Raw genomic sequence first — 23,349 nt, forward strand, 5'->3', positions numbered from 1 at the left:
AAATTTTAGTAAAATGCTTATACTCTTCGAAAATCTCTTCAAACCACGTCAACGTCGCCTTGCCATATATATGTTACTGACTTCGTCAGTTCTATCCACAACCTCAAAACAGTGTTTTGAGCTGACTTCGTCGGTTCTATCCACAACCTCAAAACAGTGTTTTGAGCTGACTTCGTCAGTTCTATCCACAACCTCAAAGCAGTGTTTTGAGCTGACTTCATCAGCTCTATCTACAACCTCAAAGCAGTGCTTTGAGCAGCCCGCGGCTAGCTTCCTAGTTTGTTCTTTGATTTTCATTGAGTATTATTCCCTTTTTACTCGTTTGACATAGTTTTCAATTGGATAGTTTTCAGGGTCCAAGGTCAACTCCTTATCTTGGATCAGTTGAGCTAGATGGTAACCAATGATAGGACCAGTTGTAAGGCCTGATGAACCTAGTCCACTAGCAGCATAGACACTTGCCAATTCTGGCACCTGCCCAAAGAAAGGCGAGAAATCACTGGTATAGGCACGGATTCCCACACGCTCAGCCCTTGAAGTCGATTTAGCTAAAACTGGATAGTTGGGCAAGGCTGCCTCCTCCATTTGTTTGAGCAAGATTTTATCTACCGTCAAATCAAATCCCATATCATTTTCATGGGTAGCACCTAAGGACAATTTCCCACCTGCAAAAGGAATCAAATCCCACTCCCCTTCGGGCATAACAACAGGGTAAGCTTCCATGTCTTGGGCAAGTTGATAATCTCGGAGTTGCCCCTTTTGGGGACGAACATCTACTTCATAACCTAAAGGCTCTAACAGGTGTCCCAACCAAGCTCCCGTCGCCAAAATAACCTGTTCAAACACCTCTTCGCCAATCTGGTAACCTGATGCTAAAGGTGTCAGAGTCACTTTTTCTTTGACCAGCTTGACCTGACTGGCTTCCAGCAAACGAGTCACTAAGAGTTGACCATCTACTCTCGCTCCACCAGAAGCATAGAGCAGGTGGTCAAATCCCTGCAAACCAGGGAATAATTCATTAGCTGATGCTTGATCCAGAATGGCTAATTGCCCTATCAAGGGAGATTCTTCTCTGCGCTGGTGGGCTAGTTGATAAAATTCTTCCAACTTAGTGTCATCCTTTTTCAGGAGAAAGACTCCCGAACGCTGGTAAAAGTCGATTTCTTGCCCTGACTTCTCTAAATCAGCTAATAAATCCACATAAAAGTCAGCCCCCAAGCGCGCCATCTTGTACCAGGCCTTATTACGGCGTTTTGAAAACCAAGGACTAATAATTCCTGCTGCAGCCTTGGTAGCCTGACCTTGTCCATGGTCAAAAACGGTCACCTCTAGGTCACTTTCTTTCGAGAGATAGTAGGCAGCTGTTGCCCCCACAATCCCTGCTCCGATAATGGCAACTTTTTTCATTGTTTTCACTTTCTAACTAGATATGATGGAAAGGATTGGTCGATGCCTGACTAGGCAAGATATCAATATCCCAGCCCTTTTCTTCCTTCCATTGAGTAAGGAGTGCTGCGATTTTTTCCACAAAAAGCACTTCGATATAGTGACCTGGGTCCAGAGCCAACAGGCCATCAGACAGCATATCCTGAGCTGTGTGGTAGTAGATATCCCCAGTGATGTAGACATCTGCCCCCTTAGCTAAGGCATCCTTATAGAATGACTGCCCGCTACCACCACAGATTGCCACTCTTGAAATAGGCTTCTGCAAATCACTCTCTTGGTAATGCACCATTCGAAGGCTATCTAGGCCAAAGACTTGCTTGACATGCTGGGCCAAGTCCCAAAATGTCTGAGGCTGAATATTCCCAATACGACCAATTCCACGTTCTGGACCTGTTTCCTGCAGATAAGTCGCCTCCTCGATTCCTAGCATCTGACAGAACCAATCATTGAGGCCATTATCAACAATATCAATATTGGTATGGCTGACATAAACTGCAATATCATGCTTAATCAAATCAATGTAAATCTGGTTTTGCGGACGACTGGCTACCAAGTCCTTGATCGGACGAAAAATCGGCGCGTGCTTGACGATAATTAAATCCACACCCTTTTCAATGGCTTCAGCAACCGTCTCTTCACGAATATCGAGAGCCACCATAACTCTTTGGATATCCTTGTCCAAAGTTCCAATTTGCAGGCCACGACTATCCCCCTCCATGGAAAATTCCTGGGGGCAAAAGGCTTCATACGCCTTAATAACTTCACTTGCTTGCATGGAGAACCTCCTTGATGGCTTGAATTTTATCTACTAGAACTTGACGTTCCTCCAGATTTTTTTCTGGGATTTGTCCGAGGGCAAACTCTAACTTAGCAGCCTCTTTTTGCCATTTTTGGACAAAGACTGGGCTGACTTCTTTGGACAAGAAAAGTCCAAAGCAAACATCACTGGCTGATAGCTTCATTTGTCCTGCTTCCACCACCAAAATCTCGTAAAACTTGCCAGCTTCTTCTAAGATGCTTTCAGCTACAATCTGAAATCCGTTCTCTTGCAACCAGATACGCAAGTCGTCTTCACGATTATTTGGTTGGAGGATTAAACGCTCTACATTAGCTAGCTTGTCCAAACCTTCTTCTAAAATCCTAGCAATCAAACGACCTCCCATGCCAGCAATGGTGATGACAGATACCTGATCTGCCTCTTCAAAAGCTGCCAAGCCATTGGCTAAACGGACTTGGATTTTCTCCTTTAGACCGTGAGCCTCAACATTTTTGACTGCAGATTGGTAAGGACCTTCCACCACCTCACCTGCAATGGCGCTTTTGATTTGACCTCTCTCGACTAACTCGATAGGCAGATAAGCATGATCACTCCCCACATCTAGTAAAATAGCTCCCTGTGGCACAAAGGATGCCACCAATTCTAATCTCTTTGAAATCATCTTCTCTCACTTTCCAAAACTCTATTACCTCTTATTATACCACATTTCAGCTAGCAATCTTGTACCTAAAAAGACCGCAATACACAGATTGCAGCCTTTCTTTATTTTCTGGCTTGATAGCGACTAGTCAGGATGAAAATCACGGTAAAGACCAACATCATGACCCCATAGACAGGCAGTGTTTGTCCTGTTAATGTCGAAATTTCAAGCAGTTTTTGAATCCTTGGGAAGAGAGCTGTAGCTAGGAAGCCACCTACTGACCAGACAATCAAGAGGGCTCTCCAGAGGGTAAATGGCATGCAGGCTCTAAATACGGATAAGAAACCGATAGACCCAAGTAGATAATAGAGGAGGGTTGAGATTTCTAACTCAGACCAACCTTGGCTACTTCCAAATATTTTCACAAACAGGACGCTGAAGACGACCATGAGTGCACTTGGTAGAGCACGAAGCATGGATCTTCTGAGGAAGTTTGGCTCGACAGGCTTGATATTTCGCTCAAAAGTCAGAACGAATGGCGGGAAACCTTCCACAAACTGGTCAATCATGGTAATCTGGATCGGAATGAAGGGGAAAATCAAGATCCATTCAGACCGTCCCAGAAGAGCACTGGCAATACAGATGACTGCGAGCAAGAATGAGTAGATGGTCTTTATCAAGAAAATCGGTGCGATATGGGCAATGTTATTGACCACACGACGACCTTCAAAGAGAATCTCAGGAACATCATTAAAGTCTGAGTTCAAGAGAACCAAATTGGCAATCTGACGAGTCGCTGGATCCCCTTCCGCCATTACGATGGAACAATCCGCCTCACGAAGGGCCAAGATATCATTAACCCCGTCCCCTGTCATAGCTGTTGTATGACCCGCTTTTTTCAGCGTTTGAATGATGAGTTTCTTTTGATGAGGGGAAACACGTCCGAAAATAGCTGTCTCCTCAGCCATAGCAACCAATTCCTCATCCGTGATTTTTGAGCAATCGACATAGCTGTGATAGTCCGCAAAACCAGCCTTCTGGGCAATGCTGGACACCGTAACTGGATTGTCACCAGAGATAATCTTGAGGCCCACTTCCTGAGAACGGAGATAGTCCAGCGTCTCTGCTGCTCCCTCTCGAATGGGGTCCAAGATTTCCAGCAAGGCTAGAGCCTGAATATCAGATGGTTTCTGTGGTTTGTGATGGTCTAGTTTTTCCTGACTGAGAGCTAAGACCAATACACGTGACCCTCTCTCCAAGGCCTCTCTGGCTTCTGGGACCTCAGAATCCAGCAACATCTCAGGCGCCCCTAAGAAAACTGTTCCCAAGCCTTCTAACTCCATGGCTCCCCACTTGCGGTCGCTAGAGAAGGGAAGATTCGAAAGCATAGGGTAGGCAACCTGTCCTTGGAAACGCTGGCGAATAGCTTGGGCAGTTGGATTTTTATCCTCACTATGGGCCATGTAGCTAGTCAGGATGCTGGCAATAGCCTCTTCACCATAAGTGTCCGTCAGCGGAAGAACAGCCTCTACCTGCATCTTTCCTTGGGTGATGGTGCCCGTCTTGTCCAGACAGAGCATATCCACGCGCGCCAAGGTCTCAACAGAGTACATCTCCTGCACTAAGACCTTTTTCAAACCCAGCTTAATCACCGCAGTCAAGAGCGAAGTAATGGTCAAAAGGGCGATTCCCTTGGGTAACATTCCCAGTAGGGCTGTCGATGAATTTACAACGGATGACTTGAGAGGCAGTCCTTTTAAAAGCAAGGCTTCTAGCAAGAGAGCCAGACCAAAAGGAATGATAATCTTTCCAGTAAAACCTGCTAACTTGTCCAGCGATTTCATGATACGAGAGTTGATTGGTTTAACGGTCTTGGCCTCCAGCATGAGTTTGGCAGCATAGTTGTCTGCACCGACATGGTGAACTTGAGCTAAAACTGACCCACTAGCCAAGAAACTTCCAGACAAAAGCAAGGCATCCACTTCCTTTTGCACCAAATCACTTTCCCCCGTTAACATGGCTTCATTGACTTCCGCAAAGCCTTCCAAAACCAAGGCATCACTAGGAATCTGCTCTCCTGCAGACAAACGAATGACATCTCCTAACACCAATTCTTCAGGATTCAGAGCCACTTCTTGGCCATCACGAATAGTCTTGACCTTTTCCTTGGTCATGAGATTAAGCTTGTCCACCATGTGTTTAGCCCGCAGCTCGGTCACAATCCCAGAAAAAGCGTTAAAGCAGATGACAGCAAAGAAGACCAAATTGCTCCAAGCCTGCACAAAGGCAAGGGCCAAAGCAATGGCAAAGTTCAAAGCGTTAAAAAGGGTAAAGACATTTCGTTTGATGATTTGCCAAGTGCTGGTACTGGCCGAAGCAGTAAAATCATTGACCAAGCCCTTAGCCTGTCTTTCCTTGACTTCTCTTTGGGTTAATCCCATAATCTTATTTTTATCCATAAATTCTATCATATCATTTTTTCTAAAAGAATTCTAATCTTATCCCAAATATGGACCTGGTCAAGGGAAAAGTTTGCCAGCCCTCCTTTGATAAGGTATAATAATAACAAGAAAATAATCGAAGGAGATCGCATGTTTTATACTTATTTACGTGGATTGGTTGTCTTGCTCCTATGGTCCATCAATGGCAATGCCCACTATCATAATACTGATAAAATTCCTAATCAAGATGAAAATTATATTTTGGTTGCGCCTCACCGCACTTGGTGGGATCCAGTTTACATGGCTTTTGCGACCAAGCCAAAACAATTCATCTTTATGGCCAAAAAAGAGCTCTTTACCAACCGTATCTTTGGCTGGTGGATTCGTATGTGTGGCGCCTTTCCTATCGACCGTGAGAATCCTAGCGCCTCAGCCATCAAATATCCTATCAATGTTCTTAAAAAAAGTGATCGCTCTCTCATCATATTTCCAAGTGGGAGCCGTCACTCAAATGATGTCAAGGGTGGCGTAGCCCTGATTGCCAAAATGGCCAAGGTCCGTATCATGCCTGTTACCTACACAGGTCCCATGACTTTGAAGGGCTTAGTTAGCCGTGAACGTGTCGATATGAACTTTGGAAATCCAATCGATATCTCAGATATCAAGAAAATGAATGATGAAGGCATTGAAACAGTCGCCAATCGTATCCATGCAGAATTTCAACGTTTGGACCAAGAAACGAAACAATGGCATAATGATAAAAAACCAAACCCACTCTGGTGGTTTATTCGCATCCCTGCCCTCATCCTTGCGATTATCCTCGCTATCCTAACTATCATCTTTAGCTTTATCGCAAGCTTCGTATGGAATCCAGATAAGAAGAGAGAGGCTCTTTGTTATACTCAATGAAAATCAAAAAGCAAACTAGGAAGCTAGCCGCAAGCTGTACTTGAGTACGGTAAGGCTACGCTGACGTGGTTTGAATTTGATTTTCGAAGAGTATTAAATAAATACAACAATCCCTTGGCATGTGCCAAGGGATAAATCTTTTATTCGATTTTCCATTTTTGGGCCAACCAGCTGGAAAAAGCTAGAAATCGCTCAGCTACTTGTTCATGGTGCCCATAAGGATCAAAGACAAACTGGCCGTTCGGATAGCATTTCTGAAGACTGGTATGGATTTGCTCAGCATAGACTGGTGCTTGAGCCAAGCGATTGCTATGATTGACTCCTTCTGTTTGACCATTCTGTAAATACAGCAAACAGTCCAAATTTTTCACCTTTTCTTCCTTGCAGTAAGCCACAAAATCAGGATACCAAAAGGAACCGCAGATGGAGAAGACACAGGAAACCTTGTCAAAGCTGAAAAGACTGTAGACTGCCGCCAAACCACCTAGTGAGTAGCCTCCATAAGCAAGGCGAGTTTCGTCCAGGCGATAAAGCGACTGCAACTGGTCCAAAAGACCTCCAAATAAATGATCATGATAGACGTTGGCCTGACCTCCAAAATCTGGAGCCCCATCTCTCAGAGCCGATGCCTTCCAGGGAGTGTAGTCGTCTATGCGATTTTTAGAGGTTAAGCCCACTAAAATCACAGATTCGGAAAGGGAGGATAAGAAGTCCAAGTTCCCATCATTCAATAAAATAGCCGGATAGATTTGATTGGGGTCATAGTTAGAAGGAAGGCTGATTTTGACTTGAATTCCTTCCCAATCAAACTCATTATTTATTGATAAAGTCATTGATTTTCTCAAGAGAATCAATCACTGCTGGACCATAGTCCATCAATTCATCGTAAGAGATGGTCATGATTTTTTGATTCTTAATAGCAGGAACGCTTTCCAAAACAGCATTTGCCTTCATCAACTCTACTGCTTTTTCATCCAATTTTTTATTGCGGTCGCTGGTTACATAGATAATCAATTCAGGATCCATTGACACGAGATTTTCCAAGGTCAAGCCTGATGTCCCCGTAGCAACGTTGGTATAACCAAGTTGGTTCAGCAAACTTTCTTGCAAGGCAGACTTGTAGGCACCGAAGGTTTCATCATTATAAGCAACCATAATCAAAGCCCTTTTCTTTTCACCTTGGCTTGCTGGATTTGCTTTCTTAACAGCGTCAATTTTAGTTTGTAATTGAGCTGCGTATTCATTAGCCTTGTCCTGAACATTAAAAATCATTCCAAGATTTTTGACATCTTCTACGATATTCCCCAAATCTTGCTGAATCGTTGAGAGAGAAGCTTTTTGAGTATAGACTGGGATTTTGTTTTCATTCCAAGTGCTAACTGTCCCCAAGGATTTTTCAGAAAACATCATGTTTCGACCCATCACAGCTTCTGGCTCATAAGAAAGGACTGTCTCTTGTGAGACTGTTTTTTTATCCCCAATTTGAGGAATAGTCGCAATCGCGTCCTTGTATTTGTCCGTCACAGCATTATCAGGGTTAAGCATGCCAGCAATTTTATCCTTCAACCCCAACTCCAATAAGATTTCAGTGGTTGAAAGATTGTTGGTGATAACTTTTTCAGGTGCCTTATCAAAAACTTGTTCGACTTCATTTCCTTTAGCATCATAGGTCTTAATCTTTAGTGGATAAGTCGTCTCTGTGCTCGCCTTTTGACTTGTTTCTGTGCTAGATTGTGTGGTAGCTTTTTCTGTAGTAGTGTTACCACAAGCTGCCATGGTTAAGGTAGCTACTGTTACCAGTAAAATGCTTAGTGTTTTTTTCATCTTATTTTCCTTTTCATTCTTATAAATAGTGAATCATAGCTTGCTGATCCTCGGTCCAAGTCACCTGACTTTGAACTCCATATACAGTTTGCAATGACTCAGGGGTGATGGTCTCCTTTGGAGTCCCTTGGTAAAGGATTTCTCCCTCTTTCATTAGATAGAGATAATCCGAATAGCGACAAGCAAGTTGAATATCATGCAGGACAGCTAGAACATTGACCTTGAGCTCCTTCACAATGGCCAACAAGTCTAACTGATACTTGATATCCAGGTGATTGGTTGGTTCGTCTAGGAGCAAGAGAGTCGGTTCTTGCGCCAAGGCACGGGCTAACAAAACTCGCTGTTTCTCTCCCCCTGACAGAGACGAATAGAGACGAGTTTTCTTCTCAAGCATATCCACCTTAACAAGGGCATCTTGAACGAGTGTAAAATCTCTTTCCCTTTCCTTCTGTAAAAAAGAGAGGTGGGGAGTTCTTCCCAGCAAGACGATTTCTTCAACTGTACAATCAAACTGCAATTGATTAAACTGGGTGACAACTGCCATTTGCTTGGCTGTTTCTTTGATTGTCCATTGTTCAAGAGGTTTTCCATCTAGGCTTATCAAGCCTTTGTCTGCCTTTTCCTGACGATAGAGGAGTTTAAGTAGACTGGTTTTCCCGCTTCCATTTGGTCCTAATATCGTGTGAAATTGATTCCCTTCAACCTTAAGAGAGACTCCTTTGAGGATTTTTTTCTCTCCTAGTCCAAAATGGATATCCTGACAAATCAAGTCCATATCAGACTCTCACCTCCCTTCGCCTACCTCCAACAATGTAGATAAAGAAGGGAGCACCTACTAAGGCTGTGAAAATACCAATAGGAAGCTCTGCGTTTGGAATGATGATACGAGAGAGTACGTCTGCCCAAATGACAAAGAGGGCACCTAGCAAGGTTGCAACAGGAAAAAGCCTCTTGTAATTCGTTCCTACTAACCCTCGAGCTAAATGTGGAGTAATCAGACCGACAAATCCAATAATCCCACAGGTTGACACTAAGACTGCTGTTAGCACAGCCACCATGGTCACATAAAGATACCAATAAAAGCGTAAGGGAATCCCCAAAGTTAAAGCAGCCTCATCTCCCATCATCATCGCATTGAAAACACGATACTGGGTAGAGAAAAATAGAAAGGTCATTCCTACTACTATAGTTGGCAGGACCAAGTCTGCCCAGGTAGTCCCAGCAAGCGAGCCCATTGTCCAAAACTTAATGGTCATCACACTATCCGCATTAGCTCCGACTGAGATAATAAAGTTTGAAAAAGCCAGAAAGAGAGCGTTGACCACCGTTCCTGATAAAATCAGACTAGAAGTCGTCATTCTTCCCTGCATAGAGGCAATGATGAGAACAACAATTGTTGCCAAAATAGCTCCAAGAAAAGCTCCAAGGCTAATCATCACTTTTAAACCAAGAATGATGCTCAATGTTGCCCCTAGAGTTGCACCCGCAGATATTCCTAAGACATAAGGCTCTGCGATAGGATTGTTCACTGTAGACTGCATCACACTACCACACATAGAAAGACCAGCCCCCACTATCAAACCTAACAATACTCGGGGGAATCTCATGTTCCATACAATGGCAAGAGTGGACTTGGAAACCTCTCCTATCTCAAGAGGAAATCCTAACCTGCTCAAAATAATCCGATAGGTGTCTCCTAGATCAATTGCAACAGATCCCATTGAAACTGCTAGAAAGAGAGAAATCCCTAAAATACCTAGCAAAATAACTAAAAGTAACAAAAATTGCTGGTCTTGTCGGCTTCCATAAAATTTGGAAAGCATGCAAACCTCCTTTGATAGAATCTTAGAAATTTAGAAAATTCTCATGAAAAGTATACCATATTTTCAACAATGGAACAAGATGAGAACAAATGAATATAGTTGGTTTTATAGTGCTAGGAACCGTAAGTAAAGATAATACTTGAGTATATCGAGGTAAGGTGACAACGTAAAAAGCCCTCTGAAAATCAGAGAGCTGATTTGAGCCCGGGCTAAAATCCTAGTGAAACAAAAAAATCTACATGATCAGAAAAGTCTCTATCGTGCCATTTTCATACATGATGTATAGTCCAAGTAGAATGAATACTAAGGGCACAATGATTCGCTCGTATTTTTCAATTGTCTCGAATATTAACGGAATAGAGGATAACACCCGACTAATCTCGCATAAGATAATTATACCGATTACAAACACAAGCAAGGCCACGAGGGTCTGTGACCAATCTAACGAAGCAAAATAAGGTATATAGATACCTAAATTATCTCCGCCAGACGCAATTGTCAGCAATGTAACTGTCCAAAACAGTTGATTTGCCTTGCTTTGTTCTAATCTTTCAATAATTTCTTCCTCTTCTTCCTCACCTTCTCCAACAATTGCAAAGCGAATCCCTAAATAGATAGGGATTAAACCAAGCAATCCAACCATCCATTCTTCAGGCACGAAATTAACGACATAAGCAGCAACTAAACTCGCCCCTACAAGTAAGCCTGTGCCTAGATATTGTCCCGCATAAATATGCCATTTTTGTTTATTCTGTGATAGCTGTGCAAATAAAATAAATAAAATAATTAAATAATCGATACTGGTGGAAATATAAACACCAATAGCAGATATGATTGTCTGTCCCATAAAAAAACCTCCTGTATTGGTCAGTAATAAATCAGTAGATTTTAGGAAAGCACAGACACATTAATTTAGCTATCGCTAGTGGGTAATGTCGAACGTAGGAAAGCATTTTACTCCTCCTCAAAACTTAGTTACATAGTAATTTCTAACTGGAATTCGGTGACTACTTCCATGTAAAGTATAACATACTGTACTTTACTTCGTAAAGTGTGGGCTCTCCAAGGGGGCTTTCAGACAGCTACTCGGCTTTTCAAGCCGAGTAGCTGCGCACCTTTATGGTGTAAGTAGCTGATACCATTTGAGGTTTTTGTAGTCTCCAAAGTTGTGACCGATAAAACCTCAATAAAAAAGTCTTCTGAAGTCCTAAAGATAATTTGAGATTGGGATAAAATCCTAGTGAAAAAGATGAAACTCCCTGTGTTCATCGAACACGGTGTCCTTTCCCTATTTTCATACGGATTTCTTACGCCCTTAGCATCATGATTCTTGCTGGATAAAACGTTTATAGACTAGACGGCGAGGAGAAGAATGTACGAAACTTTCAGTGAAACAAAAAATCTCCCCGAAGGGAGATCATTCTGGTTTATTTTACCTTACAGTGCTAGGAACCGTAACCAAAGATAATACTTTAGCATACCAAGGTAAGTTGATAACATAAAAAGCCCTCTGAAAATCAGAAAGCTCCAATCTTGCTGGATAAACCGTTTATAGACTAGGCGACGAGGCGAAGGTTGTACTAATGGTACATCGAGCCGAAGCCAACGAAGTATAGAAACGGTTTAGACGCAAGATTAACGACGAAGTCCTAGAGAGTTGATTAACTCACGGTAACGGTTAACGTCATTTTTACGCAAGTATGCAAGCAAGTTACGACGGCGACCGATTTTCTTCATCAACCCACGGTAAGTAGCGTGGTCTTTTTTGTGTTGTTTGATGTGTTCGTTAAGGTGGTTGATTTCCCAAGTAAGGACAGCAACTTGAACCTCTACTGAACCTGTATCACCTTCGTGACGTGCATATTGTGCAATGATTTCATTTTTTTTCTCTTTTGAGATTGCCATGATGTTTCTCCTTTTTATTTGGCTTCATCCGAGTGACAGGTTGGCATGCCTGTAACCAAGAAGAAGTTATTTGTCTTTACGACAATCCCTATTCTACCAATAACTAACATCTTTGTCAACAGATTTACTTTCTTTCTCTTTGCTTCACTAACACAATTAAGATTGCCAATTTCTGCTAATATTACCATAGCTGATTACCAACGCCTTTCCAACAAGGAAATTCAAAAAAATCTACAAATATCTTGAAAATTTTCACAATCATGCTATAATAATCCATAGAGACAAGTCACTTAGTCCCTTTCTACTAGAGAGTGCGTGGTTGCTGGAAACGCATAGAAAGTCTAAACTGATACTACTCTACTGACTTTTATGAAAACATAAAACGGTGGCCACGTTAGAGCCAATCAGAGGTGTCCCTCTTTTTTGAGGAACATAAATGAAGGTGGAACCACGTTGCGACGTCCTTTCGAGGATGTCGCAATTTTTTATGAGGAGGCTAACTATGGAGTTGCAAGAATTAGTGGAGCGCAGTTGGGCAATCCGACAAGCTTATCACGAACTGGAAGTTAAGCATCATGATTCCAAGTGGACGGTAGAAGAAGACCTCTTGGCTTTGTCTAATGATATTGGAAATTTCCAACGATTGGTGATGACAAAGCAAGGACGCTACTATGATGAAACACCCTACACACTGGAACAAAAACTTTCAGAAAATATCTGGTGGCTAGTAGAACTTTCTCAACGTCTGGATATAGACATTCTGACGGAAATGGAAAACTTCCTCTCTGATAAAGAAAAGCAATTGAACATTAAGACTAGGAAGTAGTCTGCAAAAAAGTCAATGCTTAAAAACTATGAAATAATAAAAAGGAGAACATCATGATTAACATTACTTTCCCAGATGGCGCTGTTCGTGAATTCGAATCTGGCGTTACAACTTTTGAAATTGCCCAATCGATCAGCAATTCCCTAGCTAAAAAGGCCTTGGCTGGTAAATTCAACGGCAAACTCATCGACACTACTCGTGCTATCACTGAAGATGGAAGCATCGAAATTGTGACACCTGATCACGAAGATGCCCTTCCAATCTTGCGTCACTCAGCTGCTCACTTGTTCGCCCAAGCAGCTCGTCGTCTTTTCCCAGACATTCACTTGGGAGTTGGTCCAGCCATCGAAGACGGCTTCTACTACGATACAGACAACACAGCTGGTCAAATCTCTAACGAAGACCTTCCTCGTATCGAAGAAGAAATGCAAAAAATTGTCAAAGAAAACTTCCCATCAATTCGTGAAGAAGTGACTAAAGACGAGGCACGTGAAATCTTCAAGAACGACCCTTACAAATTAGAATTGATTGAAGAACACTCTGAAGACGAAGGTGGTTTGACTATCTATCGTCAAGGTGAGTATGTAGACCTCTGCCGTGGCCCTCACGTCCCATCAACAGGCCGCATCCAAATCTTCCACCTTCTCCATGTAGCAGGTGCTTACTGGCGTGGAAATAGCGACAACGCTATGATGCAACGTATCTACGGTACAGCTTGGTTTGACAAGAAAGACTTGAAAAACTACCTTCAAATGCGTGAAGAAGCTAAGGAACGCGACCACCGTAAACTCGGTAAAGAGCTTGATCTCTTCATGATTTCTCAAGAGGTTGGTCAAGGTTTGCCATTCTGGTTGCCAAATGGTGCGACTATTCGTCGTGAGTTGGAACGCTACATCGTAGACAAAGAGCTAGCTTCTGGCTACCAACACGTCTACACTCCACCACTTGCTTCTGTTGAACTTTACAAGACTTCTGGTCACTGGGATCATTACCAAGAAGACATGTTCCCAACTATGGACATGGGTGACGGGGAAGAATTTGTCCTTCGTCCAATGAACTGTCCGCACCACATCCAAGTCTTCAAACACCATGTTCACTCTTACCGTGAGTTGCCAATCCGTATCGCTGAAATCGGTATGATGCACCGTTATGAAAAATCTGGTGCCCTCACTGGTCTTCAACGCGTGCGTGAGATGTCGCTCAACGACGGTCACCTCTTCGTTACTCCAGAACAAATCCAAGAAGAATTCCAACGTGCCCTCCAGTTGATTATCGATGTTTATGAAGATTTCAACTTGACTGAATACCGCTTCCGCCTCTCTCTTCGTGACCCTCAAGATACTCATAAGTACTTTGATAACGATGAGATGTGGGAAAATGCCCAAACCATGCTTCGTGCAGCCCTTGATGAAATGGGTGTGGACTACTTTGAAGCCGAAGGTGAAGCAGCCTTCTACGGTCCAAAATTGGATATCCAGGTTAAGACAGCCCTTGGCAAAGAAGAGACCCTTTCTACTATCCAACTTGACTTCTTGCTTCCAGAACGCTTCGATCTTAAATACATCGGAGCTGATGGCGAAGAGCACCGTCCAGTTATGATCCACCGTGGAGTTATCTCAACTATGGAACGCTTCACAGCTATCTTGATTGAGAACTACAAGGGTGCCTTCCCAACTTGGCTTGCACCTCACCAAGTAACCCTCATCCCAGTATCTAACGAAAAACACGTGGACTACGCTTGGGAAGTGGCTAAGAAACTCCGTGACCGCGGTGTCCGTGCAGACGTAGATGAGCGCAATGAAAAAATGCAGTTCAAGATCCGTGCTTCACAAACCAGCAAGATTCCTTACCAATTGATTGTTGGAGACAAGGAAATGGAAGACGGAACAGTCAACGTTCGCCGCTATGGCCAAAAAGAAACACAAACTGTCTCAGTTGATGACTTTGTTCAAGCTATCCTAGCTGATATCGCCAACAAATCACGCGTTGAGAAATAAGAGATAAAACCTGGGATAAAATCCTAGCTACCTAAAAAGCAACAACTGAAACAGCTGTTGCTTTTTATATTTTTACTCAATGAAAATCAAAAAGTAAACTAGGAAGCTAGCCGCAAGCTGTACTTGAGTACGGTAAGGCGACGCTGACGTGGTTTGAATTTGATTTTCGAAGAGTATTATTTAATCCGAGCTAGTAGTGATTGACCAAACCACCACACAAGATTTGCTTTCATGAGTTAGACAAGGTCAATATCCTCAATCCTTGTCTGCTTCATTTTCTTTTACGAGATCTTTTTGTGAATCCTTTTCAGAGAGTTTTTGATCGATATACTTGTTAATGGTTTCATAAAATTCCTTGGTCGTATCACTGTCTAATTTTGTCGAATTATGAACTTGATTGACTTTCAATTGAACAGATTGAATACCGTAAGAGACTTGTTTTTGGTGGAGCGTTTCTAATTCCTCTTCTGAAATCGGGTCTCCAACAACCGTCAAGACCAATTCATTGTTCCTTGACTTATAGACTTGATTAATGACCGTATGATTGGCGAACTCTTTTCCTACAAACTGTTTGATTCCTTCTTTTCGCGCTTGATCTATCGTCAGAGTGACTGCTGAATAACTAGCCGGAAGAATCAATAATACAATCAAAGATATCAACCCAATTCTCATTTTAATATTTAGCTCTTTAAATGAACTTAAGGGAGATTTTCTCATCAAAATTCTTGTTCCAACAATATTGATTAGCATGATAAAAACACAGTTAATCAAGAAAAGATAGAGAGCTCCAAATAAAAATCGTACATTTCCATTAGCTAAACCGTAACCTGCAGTACAGATAGGTGGCATCAGAGCTGTTGCAATGGCTACTCCTGGCACGATATTGTTTGCTTCTTTTTTCCTTGAACCAATGACACCTGCTATCCCACCAGCAATAGCAATGAGAACATCCCAAATGGTTGGAGAAGTTCGTGCAATCAATTCGCTACTTGCATAAGATAAGGGAGAAATCCAGAAATACAGAGTCGAGACAAGCAAGCTGACCAATACTTGGGTGAATAAAACCTCTAGAGATTGCTTGATTAAACGCATATCAAAAATAGCTAAACCAAATCCGAGTCCAACAATCGGTGTCATAAGAGGGGAAATCAGCATAGCTCCAATAATGACAGCTGTTGAATTCATATTTAGACCGATAGAGGCAATAAAAATCGCACACATCAAAATCACTGTATCTCTTAATCGAACATGAAGATCATCATATAATTTCTCACGGTATTCACGTGTTGAATAGTTTCCGGTCATTAGTTACTCCTTTTATTTCATATAATCTTGTTTCTGCATGGATGATGGTAGAGAGACTTCTGTCCAATCTTACATATTTTTCCTCTCACCTATTATTCTTTTGAAAATTATCCTTTAAGTATCCGTCAGTCCATCCTTAACATTATATCAAAAATTTTATAGTCTTTCTCTGACGAAATCTATCAATTGAACAGATAGAGAAAGTTATCGTCAACCTCATGATATCATCGACTACTTCAATGACCTCTAGAACTAAACTAAGCATATGGTAAGCAAAGGCCAATGGAGAAATGTAAAAATTACAGGAAGGAAGAAAGAAAGAAAACTGTCAAGATTTGCTTGTTATTGGTTTACTTAATCTGATTTTGATCTAGACCTACCTTTTCGTTCGTGGTCTTCATATCCCTCAGAGATTTGTTTATAGTAGATAAAATAATTTACTCACATATACAGTTAAAGATAAAAAAGCCCAGTTGTCTTATCCTGGACTCTTATCTATGAGGCTCACTCAAGGACTAGGTTCACTTGAGCAAACTGAATCCGCACTGTCGTTCCTTTTCCGACCTCAGACTCGATACGAATCTGGTGACCCAGTTCTTCAGAAATTTTCTTAGATAGGTAGAGGCCAAGTCCAGATGACTGCTGGGTTAGGCGTCCATTATATCCTGAGAAACCACGTTCAAAGACTCGGAGGACATCACTGTTTTTTATCCCGATTCCCGTATCCTTGATACAGAGTTCCTGGCCTTCCATATAAATCTCCAGACCACCTTCCTTGGTGTACTTGAGACTATTTGAGATAATTTGCTCAATAACCACTAGCAGCCACTTTTTATCCGTCACGATTTCTTTATCAAGGTCATGTAGATTGACATTTAAGCCTTTTTGAATAAAGAAAAGAGCATATTTACGAATTATTTCCTTAACCAGATCCTCAATTTGAACCTGCTTTAAGACCAAATCATCATGGAAACTTTCTAAACGCAGATACTGTAAAACCAAGTTTGTATAGGAGTCAATCTTGAAAATTTCCTGTTCCAGTTGCTGCTTCAATTGACGGTCAGCTACTTCTGCAACTAAGAGTTGACTGGCTGCAATGGGAGTCTTAATCTGATGGACCCACAAGGTATAGTAATCCAGCAAATCCGTCAGTTTTCTTTCGGCATCTGACCTCTGCTGATAGAGTTCCATCTCACGGGCTTCTAATTTTTCTGCTAAAGCTACTTCCAAAGGAGACTGAGCTTCCCTCTCTCCGTAGAGAAGTTCCTGACGATAGACCTGCATCTCCACCAATATGTCCCAAGTGAAAAATAAGATGGTTACAAAGCAACACAAGAGGAAAAAGTAGAGAAAGTAAATTCCCAAACTGGCAAATAAAAACTGAAAGAGTAAGACCAGAAACGTCAAAGAAATCAGATAAACCAAAAGACGACTACGGGAGCGCAGATAGGCTAGAAAAAATGGTTTCCAATCAAGCATGTTTCAGTCCGTACCCTATTCCTTTCTTGGTTTCGATAAATCCTACCAAGCCCTGCTCTTCCAATTTTTTACGCAAACGAGCCACATTGACAGAGAGGGTATTATCATCAATGAAAAAGTCACTGTTCCAAAGTTCTCGCATCAGGTCATCACGCGCTACGATGTTGCCTGCATGCTCAAACAAAACGCGTAAAATCTGAAACTCATTCTTGGTCAAATTCAAGACTTGCCCTTGATAATGTAAATCCATTGATTTGGTATTGAGGATAACACCAGCATATTCCAGTAAACTCTCGTCACGCCCAAACTCATAGGAACGACGCAACAAGCCCTGAACCTTGGCTAGAAGAACCTGCTGGTCAAAAGGCTTGGTCACAAAGTCATCCGCCCCCATATTGATTGCCATGACAATATCCATAGCCTGGTCTCTCGAAGACAGAAACATGATGGGGACCTTGGAAATCTTGCGAATTTCCTGACACCAGTGATAACCATTAAACAAGGGCAAACCAATATCCATGAGGACCAGATGAGGCTCCGACTGGACAAAAAGACTCAAAACTTCCATAAAGTCTTCTACCAGAACCACTTCAAATCCCCATTCAGAGAGCATTTTCCCGACCTGTTGACGAATAACTTGATCATCTTCTACTAGTAAAATCTTGTGCATGCGCTCCTCCTTTTCTATTATTATAACAGATTTTTCCATGCTCGAAGGTCTGAAACTGAATTTGACATAGCTTGTTTTTAGCCAACATAGTGAGGCAATCCTACTAGCTAATTTGAGGGAAATCTGATAAGATAAATAAACAGAAAGGAGTTCTTATGGCCAATATTTTTGATTATCTGAAAGATGTCGCACACGATTCCTTTTACGACCTTCCTTTGAATGAATTAGATATTCTAGCCTTAACAGAAATCACCTATCTCTCCTTTGATAATCTGGTCTCTACAGTTTCTCAGCGACTTTTAGACCTGGCACCTCAGGTTCCAAGAGAATCGAACATGTTGACCAGTAAAAATCGGCTCCAATTATTGGATGAATTAGCTCGACACAAACGCTTCAAAAATTGCAAACTCTCCCATTTTATCAACGACATCGACCCTGAACTGCAAAAACAATTTGCGGCTATGACCTACCGCCTCACTCTCGATACCTATCTGATTGTCTTTCGTGGGACAGATGATAGTATCATTGGTTGGAAGGAAGATTTCCACCTGACCTATATGAAGGAAATTCCTGCTCAAAAGCACGCCCTTCGCTATTTAAAGAACTTTTTTGCCCACCATCCTAAGCAGAAGGTCATTCTGGCCGGGCATTCCAAGGGAGGAAATCTAGCCATCTATGCTGCTAGTCAAATTGAGCAAAGCTTGCAAAATCAAATCACAGCAGTTTATACCTTTGATGCGCCTGGTCTCCATAAAGAACTGACACAAACCGAGGGCTATCAAAGGATAATGGATAGAACCAAGGTCTTCATCCCACAAGGTTCCATTATCGGTATGATGCTGGAAATCCCTAACCAGCAAATCATCGTGCACAGTACTGCCTTAGGTGGTATCGCCCAGCACGATACCTTTAGTTGGCAAATTGAGGACAAGCACTTCGTTCAACTGGATAAGACCAACAGTGATAGTCAACAAGTAGACACAACCTTCAAGGAGTGGGTGGCCACAGTCCCTGACGAGGAACTCCAGCTCTACTTAGACCTCTTCTTTGGCACCATTCTTGATTCTGGTATTACTTCTATCAATGACCTATCTTCCTTCAAGGCACTTGAACACATTCATCATCTCTTTATCCAAGCGCAATCCCTCACTCCAGAAGAAAGGGAAACCATGGGACGCCTTACCCAGTTATTGATTGATACCCGTTACCAAGCCTGGAAGAATAGATAAAAAGCTTATGATAAGGTTTTTGCCTTTTCATAAGCTTTTTGCTTTAAAGAAGAATTCACTCCTTCATCTGACTCTCTGCATCAGCCACAACTTGCTCTAAACTGGTCTGACCAAGTTCAGCCTCCATAGCCAGCTGGATTCTCTCCAATTTTTGATCCAAAACATCATGAATATGAGCTCCAACTGGACAATTTGGATTTGGATTGTCATGAAAACTAAAGAGTTGACCTGTCTTACCAAGACACTCAACCGCCTGATAAACGTCTAAAAGACTAATGTCCTTGAGATCCTTAACAATATCTGTTCCCCCTGTTCCACGCGCTACTGAAATCAGCTCTGCCTTCTTCAACTGGGACAAGGTCTTTCTGATAATGACAGGATTGACCCCGACACTAGTAGCTAAAAAATCACTGGTCACCTTGCTTTCCTTCCCCTTGAGGGCAATGATTATCAGCATATGAGTCGCAATGGTAAATCTACTTGGAATTTGCATCCTCTTCTCCTTTTTACGAGGCTACCCTGCCTCTACTCTTCTTTTTCTATTATTATACCCTTTTTAGTTGTAATGTCAATCATTACCACTTTTTAACCAAGCATCTAATTCCCTATCATAGCCCTCTTTCTGGGCCAATTCACTCAGAAATTCCTGATGATGAGTATGGTGGATCCCATTGACCAGACTTTCATAGTAAACCTCAAAATAGGGAAGTTTAAGATCTTTAGCCAGCTGCAATTCAGCTGCCACATCGTAGTCTACCCGTCGGAAATCCATATCCACCAAACCCTTATCATCAAACTCCAAAATCATATACTGGGCCCGCAAGTCCTTCCGCAACTGAGCATCTAGAAAGAAAGGTTGCCCAATCGAACCCGGATTGACAATCAATTGCCCACCAGTACCGTAACGAAGCAACTGCTGATGAATATGACCATAAACAGCAATATCACAAGGCGGATTGGTCACCAAGCGGTCGAAATCCTCCTGTGACCCAGTATGAATCAACTCTCTCCCCCAGTTCTTATCAGGCAGATGGTGGCTAATTCCTACCGTCAAATCCCCAAACTGACGATGAATCTGGAGGGGTTGATTGTGGAGCAGTTCAATTTCTTCTAGGGAAATTTCCTCTAAAACATACTGGCACTGGCGCAAGAGATAGCGTTGACTGGGACGAGTACTATCCAATTCCTTACGGACACCGTGCCACAGACTATCTTCCCAGTTTCCCAAAACTCTAGCTGTAATCGGTAGTTGATCCAACAAGTCCAAAATCCTTCTACGCCCTGTTCCTGGCATAAGAATATCTCCCAAAAGCCAGTATTCATCCACTCCTAGCTGTCGAGTATCTGCCAAAACAGCCTCCAAGGCTGTAGTATTTCCATGAATATCTGAAAGAAGAGCTATTTTTGTCATATTCATCTCCTCGTTTTTTCTCTTGCAATAAGTATAACATAAAAAGTCACAGCTAGAGAAATCTAGCTTTTTTTGATATACTAGATAAAGATATTAGACAAGAGGAAGCGAATGACCCCGAATAAAGAAGACTATCTAAAATGTATTTATGAAATCGGCATAGACCTGCATAAAATCACCAACAAAGAAATTGCGGCTCGCATGCAAGTCTCTCCCCCTGCCGTAACTGAAATGATTAAACGGATGAAGAGCGAAAATCTCATCCTCAAGGACAAGGAATGTGGCTATCTACTGACTGACCTCGGGCTCAAACTGGTCTCTGAGCTCTATCGCAAACACCGCTTGATTGAAGTTTTTCTAGTTCATCATTTAGACTATACGAGTGACCAGATTCATGAGGAAGCTGAGGTTTTGGAACATACTGTCTCTGACCTCTTCGTGGAAAGACTAGAAAAATTGCTTGGATTCCCCAAAACCTGTCCTCACGGAGGAACTATTCCTGCCAAGGGAAAACTCCTGGTTGAAATCAATAACCTCCCACTAGCTGACATCAAGGAAGCTGGCGCCTACCGCCTGACTCGTGTGCACGATAGTTTTGACATTCTCCATTATCTGGATAAGCACTCACTTCACATCGGTGATCCTCTCCAAGTCCAGCAGTTTGATGGCTTCAGCAATACTTTCACTATCCTCAGTAAAGAAGAGGATTTACAAATAGGTATGGACATTGCCAAACAACTCTATGTCGAGAAAATCGACTAATTTCTCAAGTCCCCTACCAACCCTGAAAGTTTGATTTTCAGGGTTTTATTTTTATCATTTGATTTTGCTTTCATTTAGTTGTAGAATATTTGTTAAAAAAAAGAAAGATAGTTTAACCTATGAAAAAATCACTAAAAATTTTTGCGACATCCAAATGGTTTGACCTCTTCGGGGTTGCTTTGGTCGTTGGGATTGCGATTGCATCTGGTTACCTCAACTCACGTCTCGACAAATTTGTAAACTGGGGACCATGGACTGCCCTTGTCCCCTTTGGATTGATTTCCGTAACTAACGTTGGGATTTCCATGTTGTCCACTCGTTTCACGGGAAAATTAAGCAAATGGGGAAATTACTTTGGCATTATCAATACGATTTTGTCTGGTACCATTGATTATATCCTTGGAAATAAGGCGGCCATCATTACCTATCCCGTCACCTTCCTCATTTATAGCTTTGCTATTAAGAAATGGGAAGCTTCGCAAGAAGGCAGACCCAACCAAATGAGCCAAAAACAGGTGAAATTGGCGGCCATCACCATTTCCATCATCGCCTTCCTCTTTGCCTTTGTGACCAACTATATCGGCTATGGAGGAAAGATGAATCTCCTTGCCTACGTAACAACTATTGCCTTTGCACTGTCCCTCATTGCCAATGCTTTGAACGCATTGAAACTAACAACTCAGTGGGGCTTTTGGTTGATTTATAATTTCGTTCAGCTGACAAAGGCTGGCATTCAAGGAAACTTTGCCAATATCGGTAAATACATCTTTTATATCCTCAATGCAATCGGAGCTTTATTTGTCTGGAATGATGAAGAAGTGGAACAATAAGAAGGAAATCAAATAAAGAAATCTAACAGAATCTCCTTACTAAAATTTTTTATCATTTTACTTGTAACTCCCATTCTTTTGGAGTAGAATGAAGCTAGATAAAAGAGGGAGGTCGTCTTATGAAAAAACTCTTTAGAATCCATTTTGTAGCAATTGCAATCATTGATTTGCTACTATTTGCATTTTTTACCACTAGATCCGAGACAGTTTTCGACTGGCTCTTGCTTACTGGTTTTATTTTCCTCCTTGCTCAGGGACTCCTGCTGTTTCGCTTGGTCAACCGACTCAAACATCAATTCGCTGAGATTTATCCTCAAATCAATAAAAAGATTCGCTTCTACTATTTAGGGGTTCTCTCCATTGATTTTCTATTTTTTGCCCTTTTAGCCTTCGCTAGTTCTCAGCGTTTTGCCTCTCTTATGCCAATCATCACTGCTTGTCATTCTACTTTATATTATAGGACGGCGGACTACCTAAGAGAAAACTATCTAGACTTTTAAAACAAACATATCTCTTTGTGGGAATGTCTCTAAGGAAAAGGAGGTTTTAGCATGAAAAAAATCATCTCCATCAAAACCATTCAACTCCTTGTCATTGATGGAATCATGCTGGCATTTTTGACATTTAAAGAGGGACTTACTTGGGATTGGATTTTGATTTATAGCGGTTGGCTCATTTTCTTTCATCCTGTGCTATTGACCTATCTGTCCAACCAACTTTGTGACCACTTTAGTCACCTCTATTCCCAGATTAGACCGAAATTCTGGCGTTTTGCCTTACAAATTCTCCTATGTGATATCCTGATAATTCTCTCCTTGGTGTTTTTAAGTGGTGTCCCACTTTTCCTTCAGGGAAGTCTCCTCATCCTAGGACATCTTATCCCTTCCTATCGTATCTGCCAAAGCTTGAAAAGAGACTTTCCAAAAGCCTATCAAGAACCGATGCCATTTTGGAGTATGTTATGATAGATAAGAAAAACCGGCTCTATAATATTTGTAGTGGGTAAATCCCCTATGGATATTATGGAGCCTATTTTGTTGTAGAAAAAAAGTCCCATAAGATCTATAATGAAAA

24 protein-coding genes and 2 pseudogenes are annotated in these 23,349 nt (G+C 41.9%); 9 read left to right on the top strand and 17 right to left on the bottom strand.

The genetic code is table 11. The annotated features are described in order from the left end of the window. Positions 1 to 48: 48 nt before the first annotated feature. The 5 genes from CJ239_RS12250 to CJ239_RS08470 form a co-directional block, all read right to left on the bottom strand. Positions 49 to 297: a hypothetical protein gene (locus CJ239_RS12250; RefSeq protein ID WP_257994514.1), complete on the bottom strand. Its 249-nt coding sequence runs from the start codon at positions 295 to 297 to the stop codon at positions 49 to 51. Between the two features lie 6 nt (positions 298 to 303). Then, positions 304 to 1,407 (bottom strand): FAD-binding oxidoreductase, encoded by a 1,104-nt coding sequence (locus CJ239_RS08455; protein ID WP_180958251.1) that lies wholly within the window; start codon positions 1,405 to 1,407, stop codon positions 304 to 306. Between the two features lie 16 nt (positions 1,408 to 1,423). Continuing rightward, positions 1,424 to 2,221, bottom strand: coding sequence for a Nif3-like dinuclear metal center hexameric protein (locus tag CJ239_RS08460; protein ID WP_102211236.1), 798 nt, complete (start codon positions 2,219 to 2,221; stop codon positions 1,424 to 1,426). Next, complete coding sequence (locus CJ239_RS08465) at positions 2,208 to 2,885, bottom strand: tRNA (adenine(22)-N(1))-methyltransferase TrmK (RefSeq protein ID WP_102211237.1); 678 nt, start codon at positions 2,883 to 2,885, stop codon at positions 2,208 to 2,210. Before CJ239_RS08465 ends, CJ239_RS08460 begins: the two co-directional genes overlap by 14 nt. A gap of 101 nt (positions 2,886 to 2,986) precedes the next feature. Next, positions 2,987 to 5,323: a cation-translocating P-type ATPase gene (locus CJ239_RS08470; protein WP_102211257.1), complete on the bottom strand. Its 2,337-nt coding sequence runs from the start codon at positions 5,321 to 5,323 to the stop codon at positions 2,987 to 2,989. Between the two features lie 132 nt (positions 5,324 to 5,455). Here CJ239_RS08470 and CJ239_RS08475 point away from each other — a divergent pair, with 132 nt between their 5' ends. Then, entirely contained in the window at positions 5,456 to 6,214 is a 759-nt protein-coding gene (locus tag CJ239_RS08475) for a 1-acyl-sn-glycerol-3-phosphate acyltransferase (protein WP_102211238.1), read from the top strand. Between the two features lie 140 nt (positions 6,215 to 6,354). Here the strand turns inward: CJ239_RS08475 and CJ239_RS08485 are convergent, their stop codons facing one another. From CJ239_RS08485 to rpsO, 6 genes are all read right to left on the bottom strand, one after another. Continuing rightward, positions 6,355 to 7,047 carry an alpha/beta hydrolase-fold protein gene (locus CJ239_RS08485; protein WP_102211239.1) on the bottom strand — a complete coding sequence of 231 codons (693 nt, stop codon included), beginning with the start codon at positions 7,045 to 7,047 and terminating at the stop codon, positions 6,355 to 6,357. Beyond that, on the bottom strand, positions 7,028 to 8,038 hold the full coding sequence (locus CJ239_RS08490) for an ABC transporter substrate-binding protein (RefSeq protein ID WP_102211240.1): 1,011 nt from the start codon (positions 8,036 to 8,038) through the stop codon (positions 7,028 to 7,030). Before CJ239_RS08490 ends, CJ239_RS08485 begins: the two co-directional genes overlap by 20 nt. Positions 8,039 to 8,057: 19 nt before the next feature. Next, entirely contained in the window at positions 8,058 to 8,813 is a 756-nt protein-coding gene (locus CJ239_RS08495) for an ABC transporter ATP-binding protein (protein WP_102211241.1), read from the bottom strand. Between the two features lies 1 nt (position 8,814). Further along, positions 8,815 to 9,861 carry an iron ABC transporter permease gene (locus CJ239_RS08500; RefSeq protein ID WP_102211242.1) on the bottom strand — a complete coding sequence of 349 codons (1,047 nt, stop codon included), beginning with the start codon at positions 9,859 to 9,861 and terminating at the stop codon, positions 8,815 to 8,817. Positions 9,862 to 10,096: 235 nt separating this feature from the next. Next, entirely contained in the window at positions 10,097 to 10,708 is a 612-nt protein-coding gene (locus CJ239_RS08505; protein WP_102211243.1) for a CadD family cadmium resistance transporter, read from the bottom strand. A gap of 788 nt (positions 10,709 to 11,496) precedes the next feature. Then, positions 11,497 to 11,766 carry a 30S ribosomal protein S15 gene (rpsO, locus tag CJ239_RS08515; RefSeq protein ID WP_001018251.1) on the bottom strand — a complete coding sequence of 90 codons (270 nt, stop codon included), beginning with the start codon at positions 11,764 to 11,766 and terminating at the stop codon, positions 11,497 to 11,499. A gap of 502 nt (positions 11,767 to 12,268) precedes the next feature. Here rpsO and CJ239_RS08525 point away from each other — a divergent pair. After that, positions 12,269 to 12,592, top strand: a complete 324-nt coding sequence (locus tag CJ239_RS08525) for a hypothetical protein (protein WP_061439696.1) — start codon at positions 12,269 to 12,271, stop codon at positions 12,590 to 12,592. Between the two features lie 53 nt (positions 12,593 to 12,645). Then, on the top strand, positions 12,646 to 14,589 hold the full coding sequence (gene thrS / locus CJ239_RS08530) for a threonine--tRNA ligase (RefSeq protein WP_000608345.1): 1,944 nt from the start codon (positions 12,646 to 12,648) through the stop codon (positions 14,587 to 14,589). A 255-nt stretch (positions 14,590 to 14,844) separates the two neighbouring features. On the opposite strand, the gene CJ239_RS08540 is transcribed toward thrS, so the two are convergent. From CJ239_RS08540 to CJ239_RS08555, 4 genes and pseudogenes are all read right to left on the bottom strand, one after another. Further along, complete coding sequence (locus CJ239_RS08540) at positions 14,845 to 15,894, bottom strand: DUF389 domain-containing protein (protein WP_102211245.1); 1,050 nt, start codon at positions 15,892 to 15,894, stop codon at positions 14,845 to 14,847. A 184-nt stretch (positions 15,895 to 16,078) separates the two neighbouring features. Further along, positions 16,079 to 16,323: pseudogene (locus CJ239_RS12255) on the bottom strand (ABC transporter permease); the annotation flags it as partial. Positions 16,324 to 16,398: 75 nt separating this feature from the next. Then, entirely contained in the window at positions 16,399 to 17,373 is a 975-nt protein-coding gene (locus CJ239_RS08550; protein WP_102211246.1) for a HAMP domain-containing histidine kinase, read from the bottom strand. After that, entirely contained in the window at positions 17,366 to 18,043 is a 678-nt protein-coding gene (locus CJ239_RS08555; RefSeq protein ID WP_000548991.1) for a response regulator transcription factor, read from the bottom strand. Before CJ239_RS08555 ends, CJ239_RS08550 begins: the two co-directional genes overlap by 8 nt. Before the next feature lie 155 nt (positions 18,044 to 18,198). On the opposite strand from CJ239_RS08555, the gene CJ239_RS08560 reads away from it, so the two are divergent. Next, positions 18,199 to 19,272 carry a DUF2974 domain-containing protein gene (locus tag CJ239_RS08560; RefSeq protein ID WP_102211247.1) on the top strand — a complete coding sequence of 358 codons (1,074 nt, stop codon included), beginning with the start codon at positions 18,199 to 18,201 and terminating at the stop codon, positions 19,270 to 19,272. 55 nt (positions 19,273 to 19,327) lie between these two features. Here CJ239_RS08560 and CJ239_RS08565 read toward each other — a convergent pair whose 3' ends face one another. Together CJ239_RS08565 and CJ239_RS08570 are read right to left on the bottom strand one after the other, a co-directional pair. Continuing rightward, complete coding sequence (locus tag CJ239_RS08565) at positions 19,328 to 19,765, bottom strand: Rrf2 family transcriptional regulator (protein WP_102211248.1); 438 nt, start codon at positions 19,763 to 19,765, stop codon at positions 19,328 to 19,330. A gap of 75 nt (positions 19,766 to 19,840) precedes the next feature. Further along, on the bottom strand, positions 19,841 to 20,683 hold the full coding sequence (locus tag CJ239_RS08570) for a metallophosphoesterase family protein (protein ID WP_180958249.1): 843 nt from the start codon (positions 20,681 to 20,683) through the stop codon (positions 19,841 to 19,843). Between the two features lie 111 nt (positions 20,684 to 20,794). On the opposite strand from CJ239_RS08570, the gene CJ239_RS08575 reads away from it, so the two are divergent. The 5 genes and pseudogenes from CJ239_RS08575 (at position 20,795) to CJ239_RS08595 (ending at position 23,240) form a co-directional block, all read left to right on the top strand. Then, positions 20,795 to 21,445, top strand: a complete 651-nt coding sequence (locus CJ239_RS08575; RefSeq protein ID WP_102211250.1) for a metal-dependent transcriptional regulator — start codon at positions 20,795 to 20,797, stop codon at positions 21,443 to 21,445. Continuing rightward, positions 21,426 to 21,608, top strand: a pseudogene (locus tag CJ239_RS12400) (hypothetical protein). Before CJ239_RS08575 ends, CJ239_RS12400 begins: the two are co-directional and overlap by 20 nt. Further along, the gene (locus CJ239_RS08585; protein WP_180958250.1) at positions 21,565 to 22,275 is read left to right on the top strand and encodes a nicotinamide mononucleotide transporter family protein; all 711 of its coding nucleotides are present in this window, start codon (positions 21,565 to 21,567) and stop codon (positions 22,273 to 22,275) included. The pseudogene CJ239_RS12400 and the gene CJ239_RS08585 overlap by 44 nt, the downstream one beginning before the upstream one ends. Before the next feature lie 119 nt (positions 22,276 to 22,394). Then, the gene (locus CJ239_RS08590) at positions 22,395 to 22,775 is read left to right on the top strand and encodes a hypothetical protein (protein WP_102211251.1); all 381 of its coding nucleotides are present in this window, start codon (positions 22,395 to 22,397) and stop codon (positions 22,773 to 22,775) included. Positions 22,776 to 22,826: 51 nt separating this feature from the next. Next, positions 22,827 to 23,240, top strand: a complete 414-nt coding sequence (locus CJ239_RS08595; RefSeq protein ID WP_102211252.1) for a hypothetical protein — start codon at positions 22,827 to 22,829, stop codon at positions 23,238 to 23,240. Positions 23,241 to 23,349: the final 109 nt, after the last annotated feature.

This window comes from Streptococcus sp. UMB0029, assembly GCF_002871495.1.
In the GTDB taxonomy this organism is placed as follows: domain Bacteria; phylum Bacillota; class Bacilli; order Lactobacillales; family Streptococcaceae; genus Streptococcus.

Coding starts and splice junctions, on each gene's coding strand:
- CJ239_RS08555 (WP_000548991.1), bottom strand. CDS start 18,043: ATGCACAAGATTTTACTAGTAGAAGATGATCAAGTTATTCGTCAACAG.
- CJ239_RS08565 (WP_102211248.1), bottom strand. CDS start 19,765: ATGCAAATTCCAAGTAGATTTACCATTGCGACTCATATGCTGATAATC.
- CJ239_RS08500 (WP_102211242.1), bottom strand. CDS start 9,861: ATGCTTTCCAAATTTTATGGAAGCCGACAAGACCAGCAATTTTTGTTA.
- CJ239_RS08505 (WP_102211243.1), bottom strand. CDS start 10,708: ATGGGACAGACAATCATATCTGCTATTGGTGTTTATATTTCCACCAGT.
- CJ239_RS08550 (WP_102211246.1), bottom strand. CDS start 17,373: ATGCTTGATTGGAAACCATTTTTTCTAGCCTATCTGCGCTCCCGTAGT.
- rpsO (WP_001018251.1), bottom strand. CDS start 11,766: ATGGCAATCTCAAAAGAGAAAAAAAATGAAATCATTGCACAATATGCA.
- CJ239_RS08540 (WP_102211245.1), bottom strand. CDS start 15,894: ATGACCGGAAACTATTCAACACGTGAATACCGTGAGAAATTATATGAT.
- CJ239_RS08560 (WP_102211247.1), top strand. CDS start 18,199: ATGGCCAATATTTTTGATTATCTGAAAGATGTCGCACACGATTCCTTT.
- CJ239_RS08575 (WP_102211250.1), top strand. CDS start 20,795: ATGACCCCGAATAAAGAAGACTATCTAAAATGTATTTATGAAATCGGC.
- CJ239_RS08475 (WP_102211238.1), top strand. CDS start 5,456: ATGTTTTATACTTATTTACGTGGATTGGTTGTCTTGCTCCTATGGTCC.
- CJ239_RS08465 (WP_102211237.1), bottom strand. CDS start 2,885: ATGATTTCAAAGAGATTAGAATTGGTGGCATCCTTTGTGCCACAGGGA.
- CJ239_RS08470 (WP_102211257.1), bottom strand. CDS start 5,323: ATGGATAAAAATAAGATTATGGGATTAACCCAAAGAGAAGTCAAGGAA.
- CJ239_RS08455 (WP_180958251.1), bottom strand. CDS start 1,407: ATGAAAAAAGTTGCCATTATCGGAGCAGGGATTGTGGGGGCAACAGCT.
- CJ239_RS08460 (WP_102211236.1), bottom strand. CDS start 2,221: ATGCAAGCAAGTGAAGTTATTAAGGCGTATGAAGCCTTTTGCCCCCAG.
- CJ239_RS12250 (WP_257994514.1), bottom strand. CDS start 297: ATGAAAATCAAAGAACAAACTAGGAAGCTAGCCGCGGGCTGCTCAAAG.
- CJ239_RS08490 (WP_102211240.1), bottom strand. CDS start 8,038: ATGAAAAAAACACTAAGCATTTTACTGGTAACAGTAGCTACCTTAACC.
- thrS (WP_000608345.1), top strand. CDS start 12,646: ATGATTAACATTACTTTCCCAGATGGCGCTGTTCGTGAATTCGAATCT.
- CJ239_RS08525 (WP_061439696.1), top strand. CDS start 12,269: ATGGAGTTGCAAGAATTAGTGGAGCGCAGTTGGGCAATCCGACAAGCT.
- CJ239_RS08485 (WP_102211239.1), bottom strand. CDS start 7,047: ATGACTTTATCAATAAATAATGAGTTTGATTGGGAAGGAATTCAAGTC.
- CJ239_RS08585 (WP_180958250.1), top strand. CDS start 21,565: ATGAAAAAATCACTAAAAATTTTTGCGACATCCAAATGGTTTGACCTC.
- CJ239_RS08595 (WP_102211252.1), top strand. CDS start 22,827: ATGAAAAAAATCATCTCCATCAAAACCATTCAACTCCTTGTCATTGAT.
- CJ239_RS08495 (WP_102211241.1), bottom strand. CDS start 8,813: ATGGACTTGATTTGTCAGGATATCCATTTTGGACTAGGAGAGAAAAAA.
- CJ239_RS08570 (WP_180958249.1), bottom strand. CDS start 20,683: ATGACAAAAATAGCTCTTCTTTCAGATATTCATGGAAATACTACAGCC.
- CJ239_RS08590 (WP_102211251.1), top strand. CDS start 22,395: ATGAAAAAACTCTTTAGAATCCATTTTGTAGCAATTGCAATCATTGAT.